Source organism: Rhodoglobus galactosidasius (assembly GCF_054957775.1).
In genome coordinates, this window is sequence record NZ_JBQIAV010000003.1 from 277,361 (window position 1) to 291,248 (window position 13,888).

The following is a 13,888-nucleotide window of genomic DNA, read 5'->3' on the forward strand; positions in this document are numbered from 1 at the left end:
CCACGTGGTGGAAGGAGTACGGGTAATGGTACGGAAGATCAAGGCGAAACTTGTCTTGCAGTTACGAAATCAGGGGTTGTCGGGCAGGGCGATCGCCTTGGCGCAGGGCATCGCCCGCAATAGCGTCCAGGCAGTGCTTGATTCGGCGGACCGCTTCGGCCTCGGCTGGGATGACGTCGAGGAGATGTCGGAGGCCGAGGTGTATGCGGCGTTGTTTCCGGGCCGCGGGGTGCACGAGAGCGTGTTCGCGCAGCCGGACTGGGTTCGAATTCACACCGAGCTGGCCCGGGTCGGGGTGACGTTGAAGCTCCTCCATCAGGAGTATGTTGACGCGACTTCACTGGCGCAGGCAACGATGAGTTATGACCGGTTCTGCCGGCTCTATGGCGACTACGTCGCGGTGTCGGGTGCGACGTCGCGGGTCGGGCATAAGGCCGGTCGCAGTATCGAGGTCGACTGGTCCGGGCCCACGATGCAGCTGCTGGATCCCACCACGGGCGAGATGTCGAAGGTGTATTTGTTCGTCGCCTGCCTGCCCTTCAGCCGGTATGCGTTCGTGGAAGCCTGCCTAGATATGTGGCAGGAGTCGTGGCTACGCGCCCACACATCGATGTTCACCTTCTTCGGCGGCAGCGTCCCGCGCCTGGTGCCCGACAACCTGAAGACCGGGGTCATCTCCCACCCGAAGGAGGGCGAAGTCGTCCTGAATGACGCTTACCGGGAGATGGCGGCGCACTACTCGGCCGCCGTACTCCCCGGCAGAGTGAGACACCCTCGAGACAAGAGCAGTGCCGAGAACACGGTCTCCCACGTCGCGACCTGGGTCATCGCGGGCTTGCGGCATGAGCAGTTTACGTCGCTGCCGCAGTTGCGCACCCGGATTTATGAACAGATCGATTCCTATAACCGGCAGCCGTTCCAAAAACGCGACGGGTCCCGGCTGAGCGTGTTCACTATGGAGGAGAAACCGCTGCTGCAACCGCTGCCGGCGGCGCCGTTCGAGATCAGCTCGTGGTCCTACAAGCGCAAGGTGAACAAGAACGCTCACGTGGTCTGGGCGAGGAACTTCTACTCCGTCCCCTTCAGCCACATCGGCGCCCTGGTGGACCTTCGCGTCACTGAGACGATGCTGGAGGTCTATCGGCGTGACGAGCGTTTGACCTGCCACCTGCTGCTGCCAGCGAGCACAACGAACCAGTACCAGACGAACGACGCCGACCTGCCGGAAGGCCGCAGCTTCCAGGCCTGGGATCGGGCCCGGATCGAGGAGTGGGCGGCGCGGATGGGACCGGCGACCGTCACAGTGATCGGGAAGATTTTCGAGACTGTATTCATCGACGCGGCGCTGGCCGTGTTGCGCCTGTCGCGCCGGTTCCCTCCGGCCCGACTCGAAGCCGCCTGCGAACTCGCGCTGCGGGGCCCGGTCCGCTCTCCGCGCTACGCCCATTTGCGGCCGATCCTCGACACTGGGCAGGACAAAACCGGACACACCCCCGAACCGGAACCGGATGATGGCGGCTATGTCCGCGGCGGCGCCTACTACGCTGGAGGCACCCGATGAGCGCGCTGGATGGAGAGACCAAACGCAAGCTCCGCGAGATGAACGCCGGCGAGCTGCTGGAGGCGATCGATACCCAGGACGAGACCCTGTCGATCAGTTTGAGCTTCGAGGAGCGGGTCCGGCTGGTCGTCGATGACGCCTACTTGACCTTCATGCATTCCAAGGTTGACGGGTTGATCCGGCGGGCGGGGCTGCGCTATCCGAACGCGGATTTGCGCCGCATCGACCTGCTCGATGAACGCGGTCTGAACCGGCAGGTGCTCACCCAGCTCGGCACCTGCTCGTTCGTGACCCGGCAGCAGAACGTTGTCTTCCAGGGCTTCACCGGGTCGGGGAAATCATATCTGGGCTGCGCGATCGCCAAACGCGCCTGCGAACACCGCATCCGCGCCTACTACGTCCGCATGCCCGACCTCGAGGAAGCCTGGGTCGCCGCCCAAGACACCCCCGGCGGGTCCGGAAAGTTCCTGCGGAAGTATGCCGCCTTCACACTGCTGGTGATCGACGAGTGGTTACTGGACCGGCCGACGGAATCGATGCGGACAATGCTGCTGGAGTTGATGGAGCGCCGTTACGGCGAGACCTCGACGGTGTTCTGCACCCAGTATCAGCAGAAGGACTGGCACCAGCGCCTCGGCTCCGGTGTTCACGCCGACGCGATCATGGACCGCATCATCCACAACACCGTCTGGGTCGAGACCGGCACCTACAACATGAGGGAGCAGACCGCCCTCACCAGCGCTTAACGATCGGGCCGAGAGCCAGTGGCTCCCAACCACACCACCACTGGCTCTCTTCCGCACGATCGCTGGCTCTGAACCGCACGATCGGGTGGCTCTCAAGGCATCAAATACTCATAAATATTCCATTTGCACCAAATCCAGGACACACTGGAGAAGGACACCGCGAACTGGGCGGCCATCAACCGGGCCGACCAATGCGAGATCCCCAACTCGACCGGCGGTTTGCCCTGATCGGCCAACGTTTCCGCGATCAACGCAAGCCCATCGATCACCGGGGCCCCGCCCGGCCGGGAAACATCCTGCAGACCATCAATCCCGGACTCCGAGTACCTGCCTTGCCACTTCAGCACGCTCAGCCGAGTCAAGAGCGGTGCGCTTCTCAATCTCGTTGTTTTGCAACCCCTCAGCGGCCAGCAGCACTACCCGAGCCCGCACCGCCAAAGTCGCGACATCGTTTTTCCGCGTGTCAGCTTCTCCAACTTTGATCGGTCACCGTCACGCAATCCCAATGCTCGAGCCAGATAAACCATGACTCAATTCATGCCGCCAGCCCAGACCCAAAGGAATCAACGACACGAGACACTAGCTGTGGCAACGCGGGGAGAGACGGTGCTCTGACGCCACCTATTTGTCAACTACTCATGGACGCTCTGCTGCTCGTCAAAGTGCTGCGCTAGGAGTTCGCCGGAGTTAATGATGTGCTTCTCCATTGCTTCTCGGGCACTCTCTGCGTTGCGCGCGCGAAAAGCATCAATCACGGCTGAGTGGTCATTTGTGGTCGTTACCGGCCAGCCGGGAATCTCCGAATAGAACATTCTCGGGACGTATTTAACAAAGATAGTCAGTGTTTGTCGAAGTCGCGGGGAGTTTGCGACAAAGTAAATTTGTCGGTGAAATTGGTGATTCTTTTCTTCTAACATTTCAGTGTCTCCACGCTGGGCAGCTGCCATGAGCTCAAAGTGAAGTGCGCCTAATTCGGCAACCTGTTCTTCTGTTGCTATGATGCACGCTCGAGAAGCCAGCTCGCCGGCTATCAGCGCGTGAGCGCAAAATACATCCCGAATGTCCTGGCCAGTCAAGGGCGCAACGGCAAAGCCCTTCCGGGGCGCCAACACAAGAAATCCTTCAACCTTGAGGGCATGAAGTGCCTCTCTGACGGGGGTCGCGGAGACCCCCAACAATTCACCAATCGCATCGGCCCGAATCGACTCGCCTGGCTTTAGCTCGCCGGCCATGATGGCCTCCCTCAGGTAGTCCGAGACTTCCTCGCTGAGTTGCTTGCGTCCACCGGGGGGAGCCTTGAGTACCATGTTGCCTTCTTAGAGAATTAGTTAACGGATTTCATTTGAGCGCCTCGTCGAATACTATATTCCAAAGAATACGGATGAATCGTAGTTACCGTGAGTGTCTGCATCCTTGAGTCGCGAGCTCATTTGCCCCGCCCATTCGATCGAAACAAGGTCTCCCATTTTTGCAAGAATCTCAGTCTCACTTGCCGGCTTGTTTGGCGATCCCCTGTACGCATTCGCAAATCGCTCAATTGTTGAACCATCTGTTAGCAGGATCTTTACCTCAGCCTGCCACGTGGCGGGGAAAGCTTGTTCGAGCCTATCGCTGGAGTAACACTCAACCTTGTGCATCAACCCGGAAAGTTCCTTCGCCAAGGCTTCTGCTCCATCAAATTGATCCACCTTCGCGGTTCCTGTGGCAAAAGCTAGGGCCGCTCCAAATGGCATGTTGAACTGAGCATCTACCGGGCTCGTTACCGTCATCTTTCGCTCCAGTGGCTCTGCAACAAGTGCGGCCCCCGCACGAATAACACCGCACTCAATTTTGACGACATCGGATTCTCGAAGCTCAGGGCGTTCCGCTTTTATCTCTCGAATGATGTCAATATTTCCATGCATGTAGCGGCAACATGGATAGAACTTGATGCTGGTTGCCTTGACTCCAGCCCCAAACTCGAGAGTCAATTCTCTTCCCGGAACTGCTCCTCGGCCGTACTGGCGCAAGAAGCCATCGCGTCCTTCAAGAAATGTTGCTGGTCCTTTGAATCTGGCTCGGGCCAATTTTGCAGCGCGAATCCCCGTTGCTGCGGCATTCCCAGCGTTCAGGCGCTTTGTCCATGATCCGTCTGAGAGGAATTCAAGACTGCCCGAGGTCATGTTGGCTGCGAGAGAAATCGCGTTTTTGGATTGCGCCTCGTCTAAGTCCATGAGGACCGCAATGGCAGCGGCAGCTCCCATGGCCCCGCAAATACCGGTTGGGTGAAAGCCTCTTCCATAGGACTCTTCGGCCCCAATTAACACTCCGATGGATGTCATGACGTCATATCCGACGGCAATGGCTCTCGTGAAGGTCTCTCTATCTACTGGGTGTGCATCGGCGAAGGCGAAAGCAGCCGGAAATATTGCGACTCCTGGATGCATGGAACCTTGCTCGTGAGTGTCGTCGAGTTCAAGGCCATGCGCAGTGATCCCGTTGACGAGAGCGGCGTCTTCGACAGATGCCCATGAGTAGAGTCCAAAGATTCGCGCGGGGCGAAACTCATGTTGCGTATCGGATAGATCCACCGAGTCTCGGGCGACTGTGGCAGACGGTCGGTTGAGACCTCCGACCGTGACGCCGAGGTAGTCCAAGGTCAAGGAATCCACTTGGACTTGCAATGAGGCATCAATCTTGTGTGGATGTGTCACATGATTCGAAATTTGGCTCGCCATCCGTGTCATATGTTGGCGCCTCCTTGGATTTCCTGCTTGATTGCGTCAGTGTGCTGGCCCAAGGTGGGGACCGGGCTCAGAAATAGCCCCATGGATTCGCTTGAAACGGGCGGTCGAAGTGCCCTGATTTCTCCGCCGGGTGTATCCACGTTTATCCAACGGTCTCGCGCTTTCAGCTGTGGATGATTCGCGACCCCAGCCATGTCGCGAAGCTCGGCATTGGCAACTCCGGCCAACTCAAGAAGGGAAACCGCGTCACGAGTCGATAGCCCCATTAATCGCTCTTGGATCTCGGCATTTAGTTCTGTGCGATTTGCGACACGAGCTGAATTGTTTTGGTACTCAGTGCGCGTCGCTCTCAAAGCATCACCTAAGATAATTTCGCAGAACTTGAGCCACTCACGCTCATTTTGAATACCAAGGAAAACGACGCCATCGGACGTCGTAAAAGGACCATACGGTGCGATTGTTGCGTGACTCGCTCCTGCCCGTGGCTGCTGGGCTCCTCCATATCGGGCGTAAAGCTCGGGTTGTTGCATCCATTCACCGAGTGCCTCAAGCATCGATACCTCGATGACATCGCCTTTGCCAGTCCTAGCTCGGTTGAGGAGGGCCGACAGTACGCCGGTATACGCGTACATGCCGGACGCGATATCGGCAATCGAAATACCTACTTTGGCCATCTCACCTGGCGAGCCCGTGACAGAGAGCAAGCCACTCTCACATTGGACGAGAAGATCATACGCCTTCTTTTTCTCCATCTCGCCCCCGCGACCGTAACCGGAAATACCCACGTGGATCAATCGTGGATTCAACTCAAGTAGTTCAGATGCACCAAGCCCCAGTTTCTCAATTGCACCTGGGGCAAGATTCTGAATGAAAACATCTGCCTTGGCTATGAGCTGCTTCAGAAGGACCAAATCGGCCTCTGATTTCAGATCAAGAACGAGGCTCTCCTTTGAGCGATTCAGCCAGACAAAGTAACTGGCTTCACCTTTGACTTTTGTGTCGTAGGTGCGCGCAAAGTCTCCGCTATCTCTCTCGACTTTTATTACTCGGGCACCCAAATCTGCCAGCTGTCGAGTCGCGAAGGGAGCTGCTACCGCCTGCTCAATTGAGACGACAAGGACGCCTTCAAGGGGAAGGGACCTCATCAGAATCTTCTCCTAGCTTGAGTCAGGATTCTTTGGGCCTTCTCCCGAACAGGCTTGTCTACCATTTGTCCATCAACTTGAAGGGCACCACCAACGGAGTTGACTACTTTTGTCGCCCATTCAATCTCTTTTTTGCTCGGCGCAAATCCCAAGTGGATTGGGCCAACCTGATCTGGATGAATGCAGAGGTGTCCCCCTAAACCCATTCCTCGGAATCGACGTGCGTTCACTTCAATAGCAGCGCGGTCTCGGAGAGCCATCGGAGGTGATGCTAGTGGTGCCTTGACTTTCGAAAGACGCGACGCAATCACAATTTGCGCATAGACGAAGTCAATTGTCGTACTGTCGTTCTCAGCGCCAAGATCCTCGCTGAGGTCCACTGCACCCACCGCCAATCGCGTTAGTCCCTTCGCCGATGCAATTTCGACGGCGTTGTGGACTCCGACGGCCGTTTCAATCAGACCTATGATTTGCACTTGTTCAGGGAACAGACCTCTCAGCGACTCCAAAGACGCCGCAGTCTCGACCTTAGGTAGAACAATTCCCTTCAGCGAGCTGGAGCCAGAGGGTGCAAGTTCAACGAGTTCCGCTACGTTCTCGGCAAACCAAGGGCTGTCAATCGTATTGAGCCGAACGAATGCTGGTTTTGATAAGCCACGCCTGAGAGAGGAGAGAGTGTTTTCTAGCGCTTGATCTTTTTCCTCAACCGAAACAGCGTCCTCAAGATCGATGATGACGTTGTCGGCACCGGAATTCAGCGCCTTTTCAAAACGATGTGGATGCGTACCAGGAACAAAAAGATACGTAGTTTCGAGAGAGTCAGGGCTTGCGAACTTCGCCTTGGCAACCATCAAACTAGTTCGTGGCGGGGAGAGTTGACTCGTCGGGCCGCGTATCTTCGAGTTTTGGCCCTTGGCCCAAGCGATAAACCATGAAGGTTCGCTCGTACGAAATAATGATGGTCGAATCTTGGTTGTAGCCCTCTGTCGCAACCGTCACAATTCCAACGGACGGCTTGGACTTCGAATCCCTAACTGCCAAAACCTTCGAGCGGGAATAGATGGTGTCGCCCTCGAACACTGGGCTAGGCATACGGACTTTGTCCCAGCCAAGGTTTGCATAGACGTTGAAAGACAAGTCGATAGTTGACTGGCCCGTTACGAGAGCCAAAATGAAGGTCGAGTTTACGAGCGGAAGGCCAAACTCAGTCTGCTTGGCAAAATTCGCGTCAAGATGCGTCTTGGCAGTGTTCTGTGTGGCAAGCGTATAAATTTGGTTGTCGGCTTGAGTCACTGTCTTTCCCATGGGGTGGTAGTAAATATCCCCAACTGAAAAATCTTCGAAGAATCGACCTGAATACTCTGTTGTCTCGGGCTTACGCATTTTCAAGCTACTTTCTATTTTTGCAATGTTTTTATTGTGTCACCGTTAGGGGTAACCCATTGCGCAACGTTTTAGACTGAGATTACACAACAATTCTCTTCTTTACTATATTCAATATTATTTGTTGCTGATAGATTGAAATAATCTGAAAATGGCTCTGGGATGGGGACACCATGTACTACAGTCCGAGACCCCTGGATGGGCTCCTCGTAATCGATTTGACCACGGCACTATCGGGACCCTACGCAACTTTGCTCCTCGCCGGGCTCGGCGCGCGAGTTGTGAAAGTCGAGGATGGGCTGAAGGGCGGAGACAGCTCTCGGACGAATTCGCCCTTTATTTCCCATGCAGGCGAGCTCATCGGTGAGCGCGAGCACGAGGACGACTGGTCTGTCTCCCAGCTCAACCGAGCCCGTAACAAAGAGAGCGTTGGAATTAATCTCAAGGATCCGCAAGGAATTGAGGTCTTCAAGAAACTCGTGATGCAAGCTGATGTCCTTGTTGAAAATTTCAGCGACGGCGTGACCGCTCGACTCGGAATCGACTTTGAAACAGTCCGCGCGTGGAATCCTCAGATTGTCTACACGTCGATAAGCGGATTTGGGCAGGACTCATCAGCGGGCGACGCCAAGGCCGTCGATCTCATCATTCAAGCTCTGAGTGGTCTCATGATGACGTCAGGCTCGGAGGGAGAGGCTCCTGTGCGAGTTGGCCTACCCCTCGCGGACCTCATTGCTCCGCTCTATGCGGTTATTGGCACTCTTGCGGCTGTCGTAAGCCGAAAAGGCAGCGGTGTTGGAAGTCACGTTGATGTGGGAATGCTTGGAGCGCTCACCTCGCTCATGTCGAACGAGCCCCTCGATACGCTCGGGAGCGTCGGAATTCCAGTGAGGAGTGGGACTACCCTCCCGAGGCTCAGCATTTTTGGAATCTTCGAGTCAACTGATGGGTGGGTTTCAATCTGTGCGCATACCGACCACTTGGCGGCGAGTCTGTATTCGGCAATGGGGCGGGATGATCTCATTCATGACTCGCCGTTTTCACAGCGTGGAGGAAGAGTCGTTGGCGCCGATAAAATTCACGGCATCGTCTCCGGCTGGGTCGGGGGACTCAGCTCATCAGAGGTGGTTGAGCTCCTTATCGGGCGAGGAGTTCCCGTTGCCACCGTTCAGACACCCGATATCGCTCTTCACAATCCCATCGTTCGTTCACGAAGGGAGGTTGTTCCTCTCTTGCACCCTGACCTGGGAGAATTGGAGCATATTTCAAGTAGCGGCATCCCCATTCTCTTCAACGGAATCTCACCCGAGTTGAATTCACCCGCCGAGCAGTTAGGGGAAAGCACGCAGGCAGTTCTCCGTGAATTACTAGGCCTGGCTAAAAGCGACTACGAAAAGCTGAAAGATGACGGGGCAATTTTTTAGTGTTAGGCGCTTCTCTGCAATTGGAAAGTGGCCCGTTGACTCGATGGTGGATCTAGGCTCCACTCCGTACCTTTTGAGAAGGAAATGACATGATGCAACTTAGCGAAAAGGTCGCCGTAATCACAGGGGCGGGAAGCGGTATCGGTGCCGCAATCGCAAGACTCTTTGCGAAGGAAGGCGCGACGTTGGCTCTCATCGATTTTGATGTCGAAGGCTGTAGTGCTGTTGCACGGGAGTGCGCTGAGATCGGTGCTGTCACATCCACGTATTTTGTGGATGTGACAGATGGTGAGTTAGTTCGGGGCACAATGTCGAGTGTCTCGGCTCAATTTGGCGGTATTGATGTGCTTGTCAGCAGTGCGGGGATACTAGACGAGACTCCGTTTCTTGAAATGAGTGAAGCAACCTTTGATCGCACGATCGCCGTCGACCTTAAGGGCGTTTTCATCTGTTCAAGGTGGGCAGCACCTGAAATGGTAAAACGTGGCGGGGGACGAATTATCAATATTGCGTCCCAGCTTGGCATCAAGGGTGGTATCAGCTTGACGCATTACAGCGCTGCAAAAGCGGGAGTTATCGGGTTCACAAAGTCGCTTGCTCTTGAGCTTGCGCCCCTGAACATCCTTGCGAATGTCATCGCGCCCGGACCTATCGTGACGCCACTCATGGATGGACTATCACCTGATTGGAAGAAGGCCAAGGCAGCCGAACTACCATTGGGCCGTTTTGGAAGGGCTGAGGAAGTCGCGCCAACGGCACTACTCCTTGCTAGCTCGCCGGGGGGAGACCTCTACACGGGGCAGACACTTGGCCCAAACAGCGGCGACGTGATGCCATAGTCGACAGTCAGCAAAGCCTCCTCGTCAGCGTTAGGTAGAAGTAGCTGAGGGTGAAATCGATACGTGTGCGAACTTGAATTAGGCAACTAGTATTACAGTCGCGGTTATTTAGCAGACTTCGGCGTGTTTGTGATGATTCGTGCTGTCGACGTGTTAATCGTTGGTGGTGGGTGATGATATTTGTGTTGCTGAGGTGGGGGAGCGGGTTGACGGGCTGGAGGAGATCCGTGAGCTGATTGGGCCGAGTTTTGCCCGGTCTGAGCCGCGGGAAAACGCGGTGGACTATCTGCGGGGGCTTCTCTCGGGTGCGGAGCGGAAGAACTCCTGGACGCTCTCGGAGCAGGATGGTCAGGCGGTCCAGGACCGGATGCAGCGTATTTTTTCGACGACCGACTGGGATCCTGACTCGGTGCACGATGATTTACGGTCCTACGTTGTCAAGCATCTGGGCACCGCCGACGGCGTGTTGATCGTGGACGAGACCGGGTTTCTGAAGCATGGGAAACGGTCGACATAGGTTGTCAGGCAGTACTCCGGAACGGCCAGGCGGATTGAGAACTCTCAGATCGGTGTGTTTCTGACCTACTCGACGGCCGCAGGACGCACGTTTCCGGACCGAGAGCGGGACTGTTGTCGGCCCGATGGGTCACCGGGGACGCGGTTGTGTTTCGTCAAGTTTAGGTGGGCCATCTCGGCGCTAAGAATCAGGCCGGCTGGACACGTTTTTAGTCCATTTGAGCTGTTGGCTATTTCATGAGGGCATTTTTGACTCTGTAGGACTCGCCGCGGAACTGCAGCAGTCGTCCGTGGTGCACTAGCCGGTCGATGATAGTGGCGGCCATATTGTCGTCTCCGAACACGGTTCCCCATCGGGAAAATTCCATGTTCGTGGTGATGATCAGGCTGCGTCGTTCATAGCCGTCCGCGATGACCTGGAACAAGAGCCGCGCTCCTTCGGTATCGATTGGCAGGTAGCCCAGTTCATCGATTGCCAGAAGCTGGTTCTTGGCCAGCGATGCAAGTTCTTTGTCTAGCCGGTCTTCGTCCTTGGCCCGCCGCAGCATCATGACCAGGGATGAGGTGGTGAAGAATCTGGCGTGGATGCCTTGTCGGCAGGCGGCTGCTACCAGGGCGGATGCCATGTGGGTTTTGCCGGTGCCAACGTCCCCATAGAGAACCAAATCTTGGGAATGGTTGATGAAGTCCAGAGATTCCAAAGCCTCCCGGCCGTAGTATTCCGGGAACCTGACACTGCTGTAGTCGAATCCCGTGAGTGTTTTCATGGCTGGCAGTCGCGCGGATTTCAGCAGGCGTTGGCGGCGTGATTCCTGCCGGGATTCGTGTTCGGCCAACAGAACCCCGTGGAGGTATTCGCGTTGTTTCGGGGTGCCTTTCTCGGCCCATTCACTCAGCACGCTGCCGGTCAGCGCAGCATGCTTACCGGCTTCGATAATGTCTTGGATGGTGATCGGATTCATGCGACTTCTCCCGTGCTGGTGTTCAGGGTGGTGAAGGTGTCATAGACACTCAAGTTCACGTTGGCTGCGGCAGGTTCGGTGCCATCGGCCAGGCGGCGGGCGAGCATGCCCACCATCGCTATGTCGGGGGCGTCCCCGCGCCGAGCGGCCCTGACGAGCGTCGTGGCGACCTGCTACCTGCTCGGGGTGTCGACGAGGCGGATGGAGCAACTCGTCGAGTCCCTCGGTATCGCCCGCCTCTCGAAGTCGCAGGTGTCGATCATGGCCAAGGACCTCGACGAGCAGGTTGGGCAGTTCCGAACCCGGCCCCTCGATGCAGGCCTCTACATGTTCGTGGCCGCCGATGCCCTGGTGTTGAAAATGCGCGAGAGCGGCCGCGTCGCCAATGTTCACGCGCTCCTCGCGAATCACGCAATTGGGAACCAGCCCAAACACACTTCGATAGGCTCAGCGAAATAGTTCACATTTGATCGAGTGTTGCGACGTTGGCTAGAAACCGCCCACTTTCTCATGGCCGCTAACGCCCCTGCCACAACGAGTCCGCGGGGTTTCGGTTCGGTCGCGGTAGTAGTAACGATCGGCGGCTCAACGTGGAGCACGTCAATCTTTCCCAGCAGTAGTCACAACGGCTTCTCGTTGCCGGTGAAGGCCGCGGTGCGTCTTGCTGAGGGCATTGAGCCGGGCGATACGGTCAACGCGACGATACAGCTCGTCTAAGTCTGCCTGAGGGTCGCTCGCGGCCGCCTCAGGCACGACGATGGCTGGGCGTAACACCGGCGGCTTTCATCCAGTGATTGTGGGTGCCCAGAATCCTACTCCGCCGGTTCTTAGCCGGTGATACCTTCCTCGAAGTTCTGGATCGGGTCGTACCAACCCTGTTCAAGCACGAAGCTCTGGAACTGCTTGTCGAGTCCGAAGATCACGGCAATTCCAACCACGATCAGCGCGATGCCGACAACTCGTTTGAACGCGCCGTTGGGGTTGGCGAGCCACCCCAGCTTGCGTGCGAATGCTTGGCCCAAAAATGCGATGAGCAGCAACGCAATCGCAAGACCGACCGCGTACACGACGATGTAGAGCAATCCCTCACCAAACGACACCGGCAATACGGTGGCCAGAATCAAAGCGTAAGTGGGGGAGCAGCTGCTGAATGTTGGTCCGAGCGCAGCTCCGAGCATCACGTCACCGCCGAGTCCGCCGCGCGAGTACGAACGGTTCATCACCGCATTGGCGCGATTCTGGATGCCCGTCGCAAGCATGAAGCGTTCCCAGAGTGACGGGAACACAAGGGTGAGGCCAAAGATCACGAGGATTCCGCCGGCAATGATTTGCCAGACGAGTTGCGGAACACCGAGCAGTACGGTCGTCGCTTTGAGCAGCAACGTGAAGACGATTACTGACATTGCGAGGCTGAGCGCGATGACGACGGGTCGATACCACTGCCGCTCAGCAACCGCTGCGTCACTGCTCGTTCGCGCCATTGACCCACCGACGATCACGGGAAGTAGCGGGAGAACGCAGGGCGCTGCAACCGTGAGAATCCCCGCAACGAACGAGAGCAGAATCAGGCTGAGCATCGCGGCCTAGAGAAGCGCGTCGAGAGCAGTCTGAAGTGTGGGATCTGCGTAGGCAACGTAGTTATCCTGGAGTTTCTCTCCGCTCGAGTCGACCTCAACAAAGGTGGTTTGCTGCGTCACGCCGTATTCCGCGCGAAGATCCTGGTTGGAGTCGTAGTCCACCTTCACGATCGTGACGCCGGACGGGACTCCCTCAGACTTGATGTCACCTTCCATCGAGACGCATTGCGGGCACCAAGGGGCGTGGAAGAACAAGAACACGCGGCCCTCAGCATCGGCAACTGCGGTGGGGCTGTACTCAACGTAGGCGCCGCCGCCGTCGTTTTCGACAGTCTCAGTGCTTGCGCTATCGGAGCTTCCCGACGAAGCGTTTGACTCCGCAGAGTTGTTCGGGTTCTCGGCTGTGCCGATCGAGATAATAGCGATCGCTGCAATGACAACAACAGCGAGAGCAATGACTATCGCGAGAATTCGCTTGTTCATGCCCGCCAGTAACGCATGGCACCGCAAAATTGTTCCGCTGCTAGCTCAATTCGCGGGCTATACCCAGACTTCAGCTTTGTGGGAGAAGAGTTTGAGGTCTCCGAAAGTTAGCGCACCGGTGAATCGAGCTCGTGTGTAGGGCAGCAAAACCATGAGCGCTGCTCCAGCACGGTGCTCGATCCGAACCTCGATAGCGTCCGTCTTCTGTGCGACGAGCCGTGTGTTTGAGACGATCGCGCTGCAGCGGGAGATGTTGGCCATTTGACGCAGCTGCGTCACCGTCTGATCCAGGAGTGCTTGGGCGTTCGGATGCTTTTTGCGCAGCGCATCATCCGCTGTCATCTCCAATACTCGACCGCTCCCATCGGTCATGAGAGCGAAGGTCATGAACTCGCTGGCGTGGCCAAGATTAGTTCTGGCCACATGAAGAGCGGAGTCGAGAATTCGATCGACGTCGGCCTGTTCGTCGGCGTTGAGCGCGTCCCTCCACGATTGCATATCCAAACCGTAGCGACTCCACTGCCCG

General features: G+C 56.7%; 15 protein-coding genes and 2 pseudogenes. 7 read left to right on the top strand and 10 right to left on the bottom strand.

Features of this window, described 5'->3' with window-relative positions; genetic code table 11:
• Positions 1–25: 25 nt before the first annotated feature.
• Together istA and ACTJJW_RS05590 are read left to right on the top strand one after the other, a co-directional pair.
• A complete protein-coding gene (istA, locus tag ACTJJW_RS05585; RefSeq protein WP_462643142.1) occupies positions 26–1,561 on the top strand; it encodes an IS21 family transposase in 1,536 nt (511 codons plus the stop codon).
• A complete protein-coding gene (locus ACTJJW_RS05590; protein ID WP_462643143.1) occupies positions 1,558–2,307 on the top strand; it encodes an ATP-binding protein in 750 nt (249 codons plus the stop codon). The genes istA and ACTJJW_RS05590 overlap by 4 nt, the downstream gene beginning before the upstream one ends.
• Before the next feature lie 92 nt (positions 2,308–2,399).
• Here ACTJJW_RS05590 and ACTJJW_RS05595 read toward each other — a convergent pair whose 3' ends face one another.
• The 6 genes from ACTJJW_RS05595 to ACTJJW_RS05620 form a co-directional block, all read right to left on the bottom strand.
• Entirely contained in the window at positions 2,400–2,654 is a 255-nt protein-coding gene (locus ACTJJW_RS05595) for a hypothetical protein (protein ID WP_462643144.1), read from the bottom strand.
• Between the two features lie 285 nt (positions 2,655–2,939).
• The gene (locus ACTJJW_RS05600; RefSeq protein WP_462643145.1) at positions 2,940–3,614 is read right to left on the bottom strand and encodes a GntR family transcriptional regulator; all 675 of its coding nucleotides are present in this window, start codon (positions 3,612–3,614) and stop codon (positions 2,940–2,942) included.
• Positions 3,615–3,668: 54 nt separating this feature from the next.
• Positions 3,669–5,033 carry an MmgE/PrpD family protein gene (locus ACTJJW_RS05605; protein WP_462643146.1) on the bottom strand — a complete coding sequence of 455 codons (1,365 nt, stop codon included), beginning with the start codon at positions 5,031–5,033 and terminating at the stop codon, positions 3,669–3,671.
• Positions 5,030–6,178 carry a CaiB/BaiF CoA transferase family protein gene (locus ACTJJW_RS05610; RefSeq protein WP_462643147.1) on the bottom strand — a complete coding sequence of 383 codons (1,149 nt, stop codon included), beginning with the start codon at positions 6,176–6,178 and terminating at the stop codon, positions 5,030–5,032. The genes ACTJJW_RS05605 and ACTJJW_RS05610 overlap by 4 nt, the downstream gene beginning before the upstream one ends.
• The gene (locus ACTJJW_RS05615) at positions 6,178–7,029 is read right to left on the bottom strand and encodes an HpcH/HpaI aldolase/citrate lyase family protein (protein WP_462643148.1); all 852 of its coding nucleotides are present in this window, start codon (positions 7,027–7,029) and stop codon (positions 6,178–6,180) included. Before ACTJJW_RS05615 ends, ACTJJW_RS05610 begins: the two co-directional genes overlap by 1 nt.
• Positions 7,030–7,033: 4 nt before the next feature.
• Positions 7,034–7,561 carry a MaoC family dehydratase gene (locus ACTJJW_RS05620; RefSeq protein WP_462643149.1) on the bottom strand — a complete coding sequence of 176 codons (528 nt, stop codon included), beginning with the start codon at positions 7,559–7,561 and terminating at the stop codon, positions 7,034–7,036.
• A 173-nt stretch (positions 7,562–7,734) separates the two neighbouring features.
• Here ACTJJW_RS05620 and ACTJJW_RS05625 point away from each other — a divergent pair, with 173 nt between their 5' ends.
• From ACTJJW_RS05625 to ACTJJW_RS05635, 3 genes and pseudogenes are all read left to right on the top strand, one after another.
• On the top strand, positions 7,735–8,985 hold the full coding sequence (locus ACTJJW_RS05625) for a CaiB/BaiF CoA transferase family protein (protein ID WP_462643150.1): 1,251 nt from the start codon (positions 7,735–7,737) through the stop codon (positions 8,983–8,985).
• A gap of 89 nt (positions 8,986–9,074) precedes the next feature.
• Positions 9,075–9,824 (top strand): SDR family NAD(P)-dependent oxidoreductase, encoded by a 750-nt coding sequence (locus tag ACTJJW_RS05630; protein ID WP_462643151.1) that lies wholly within the window; start codon positions 9,075–9,077, stop codon positions 9,822–9,824.
• A gap of 178 nt (positions 9,825–10,002) precedes the next feature.
• Positions 10,003–10,485: pseudogene (locus ACTJJW_RS05635) on the top strand (transposase); the annotation flags it as partial.
• Positions 10,486–10,570: 85 nt separating this feature from the next.
• Here ACTJJW_RS05635 and istB read toward each other — a convergent pair.
• The gene (gene istB, locus ACTJJW_RS05640) at positions 10,571–11,302 is read right to left on the bottom strand and encodes an IS21-like element helper ATPase IstB (RefSeq protein ID WP_462643152.1); all 732 of its coding nucleotides are present in this window, start codon (positions 11,300–11,302) and stop codon (positions 10,571–10,573) included.
• A 105-nt stretch (positions 11,303–11,407) separates the two neighbouring features.
• On the opposite strand from istB, the pseudogene ACTJJW_RS05645 reads away from it, so the two are divergent.
• Positions 11,408–11,707: pseudogene (locus tag ACTJJW_RS05645) on the top strand (transposase); the annotation flags it as partial.
• A 69-nt stretch (positions 11,708–11,776) separates the two neighbouring features.
• Positions 11,777–12,019: a DUF1905 domain-containing protein gene (locus ACTJJW_RS05650; RefSeq protein ID WP_462643153.1), complete on the top strand. Its 243-nt coding sequence runs from the start codon at positions 11,777–11,779 to the stop codon at positions 12,017–12,019.
• Positions 12,020–12,129: 110 nt separating this feature from the next.
• On the opposite strand, the gene ACTJJW_RS05655 is transcribed toward ACTJJW_RS05650, so the two are convergent.
• Genes ACTJJW_RS05655 through ACTJJW_RS05665 form a run of 3 tightly spaced genes read right to left on the bottom strand, consistent with a single transcriptional unit; the run spans position 12,130 to position 13,860 of the window.
• Positions 12,130–12,879 (bottom strand): cytochrome c biogenesis CcdA family protein, encoded by a 750-nt coding sequence (locus ACTJJW_RS05655; RefSeq protein WP_462643154.1) that lies wholly within the window; start codon positions 12,877–12,879, stop codon positions 12,130–12,132.
• Between the two features lie 6 nt (positions 12,880–12,885).
• The gene (locus ACTJJW_RS05660) at positions 12,886–13,362 is read right to left on the bottom strand and encodes a thioredoxin family protein (RefSeq protein ID WP_462643155.1); all 477 of its coding nucleotides are present in this window, start codon (positions 13,360–13,362) and stop codon (positions 12,886–12,888) included.
• A 57-nt stretch (positions 13,363–13,419) separates the two neighbouring features.
• Positions 13,420–13,860: a hypothetical protein gene (locus ACTJJW_RS05665; protein WP_462643156.1), complete on the bottom strand. Its 441-nt coding sequence runs from the start codon at positions 13,858–13,860 to the stop codon at positions 13,420–13,422.
• Positions 13,861–13,888: the final 28 nt, after the last annotated feature.

Coding starts and splice junctions, on each gene's coding strand:
- istA (WP_462643142.1), top strand. CDS start 26: ATGGTACGGAAGATCAAGGCGAAACTTGTCTTGCAGTTACGAAATCAG.
- ACTJJW_RS05590 (WP_462643143.1), top strand. CDS start 1,558: ATGAGCGCGCTGGATGGAGAGACCAAACGCAAGCTCCGCGAGATGAAC.
- ACTJJW_RS05600 (WP_462643145.1), bottom strand. CDS start 3,614: ATGGTACTCAAGGCTCCCCCCGGTGGACGCAAGCAACTCAGCGAGGAA.
- ACTJJW_RS05605 (WP_462643146.1), bottom strand. CDS start 5,033: ATGACACGGATGGCGAGCCAAATTTCGAATCATGTGACACATCCACAC.
- ACTJJW_RS05610 (WP_462643147.1), bottom strand. CDS start 6,178: ATGAGGTCCCTTCCCCTTGAAGGCGTCCTTGTCGTCTCAATTGAGCAG.
- ACTJJW_RS05615 (WP_462643148.1), bottom strand. CDS start 7,029: ATGGTTGCCAAGGCGAAGTTCGCAAGCCCTGACTCTCTCGAAACTACG.
- ACTJJW_RS05620 (WP_462643149.1), bottom strand. CDS start 7,561: ATGCGTAAGCCCGAGACAACAGAGTATTCAGGTCGATTCTTCGAAGAT.
- ACTJJW_RS05625 (WP_462643150.1), top strand. CDS start 7,735: ATGTACTACAGTCCGAGACCCCTGGATGGGCTCCTCGTAATCGATTTG.
- ACTJJW_RS05630 (WP_462643151.1), top strand. CDS start 9,075: ATGATGCAACTTAGCGAAAAGGTCGCCGTAATCACAGGGGCGGGAAGC.
- istB (WP_462643152.1), bottom strand. CDS start 11,302: ATGAATCCGATCACCATCCAAGACATTATCGAAGCCGGTAAGCATGCT.
- ACTJJW_RS05655 (WP_462643154.1), bottom strand. CDS start 12,879: ATGCTCAGCCTGATTCTGCTCTCGTTCGTTGCGGGGATTCTCACGGTT.
- ACTJJW_RS05660 (WP_462643155.1), bottom strand. CDS start 13,362: ATGAACAAGCGAATTCTCGCGATAGTCATTGCTCTCGCTGTTGTTGTC.
- ACTJJW_RS05665 (WP_462643156.1), bottom strand. CDS start 13,860: ATGCAATCGTGGAGGGACGCGCTCAACGCCGACGAACAGGCCGACGTC.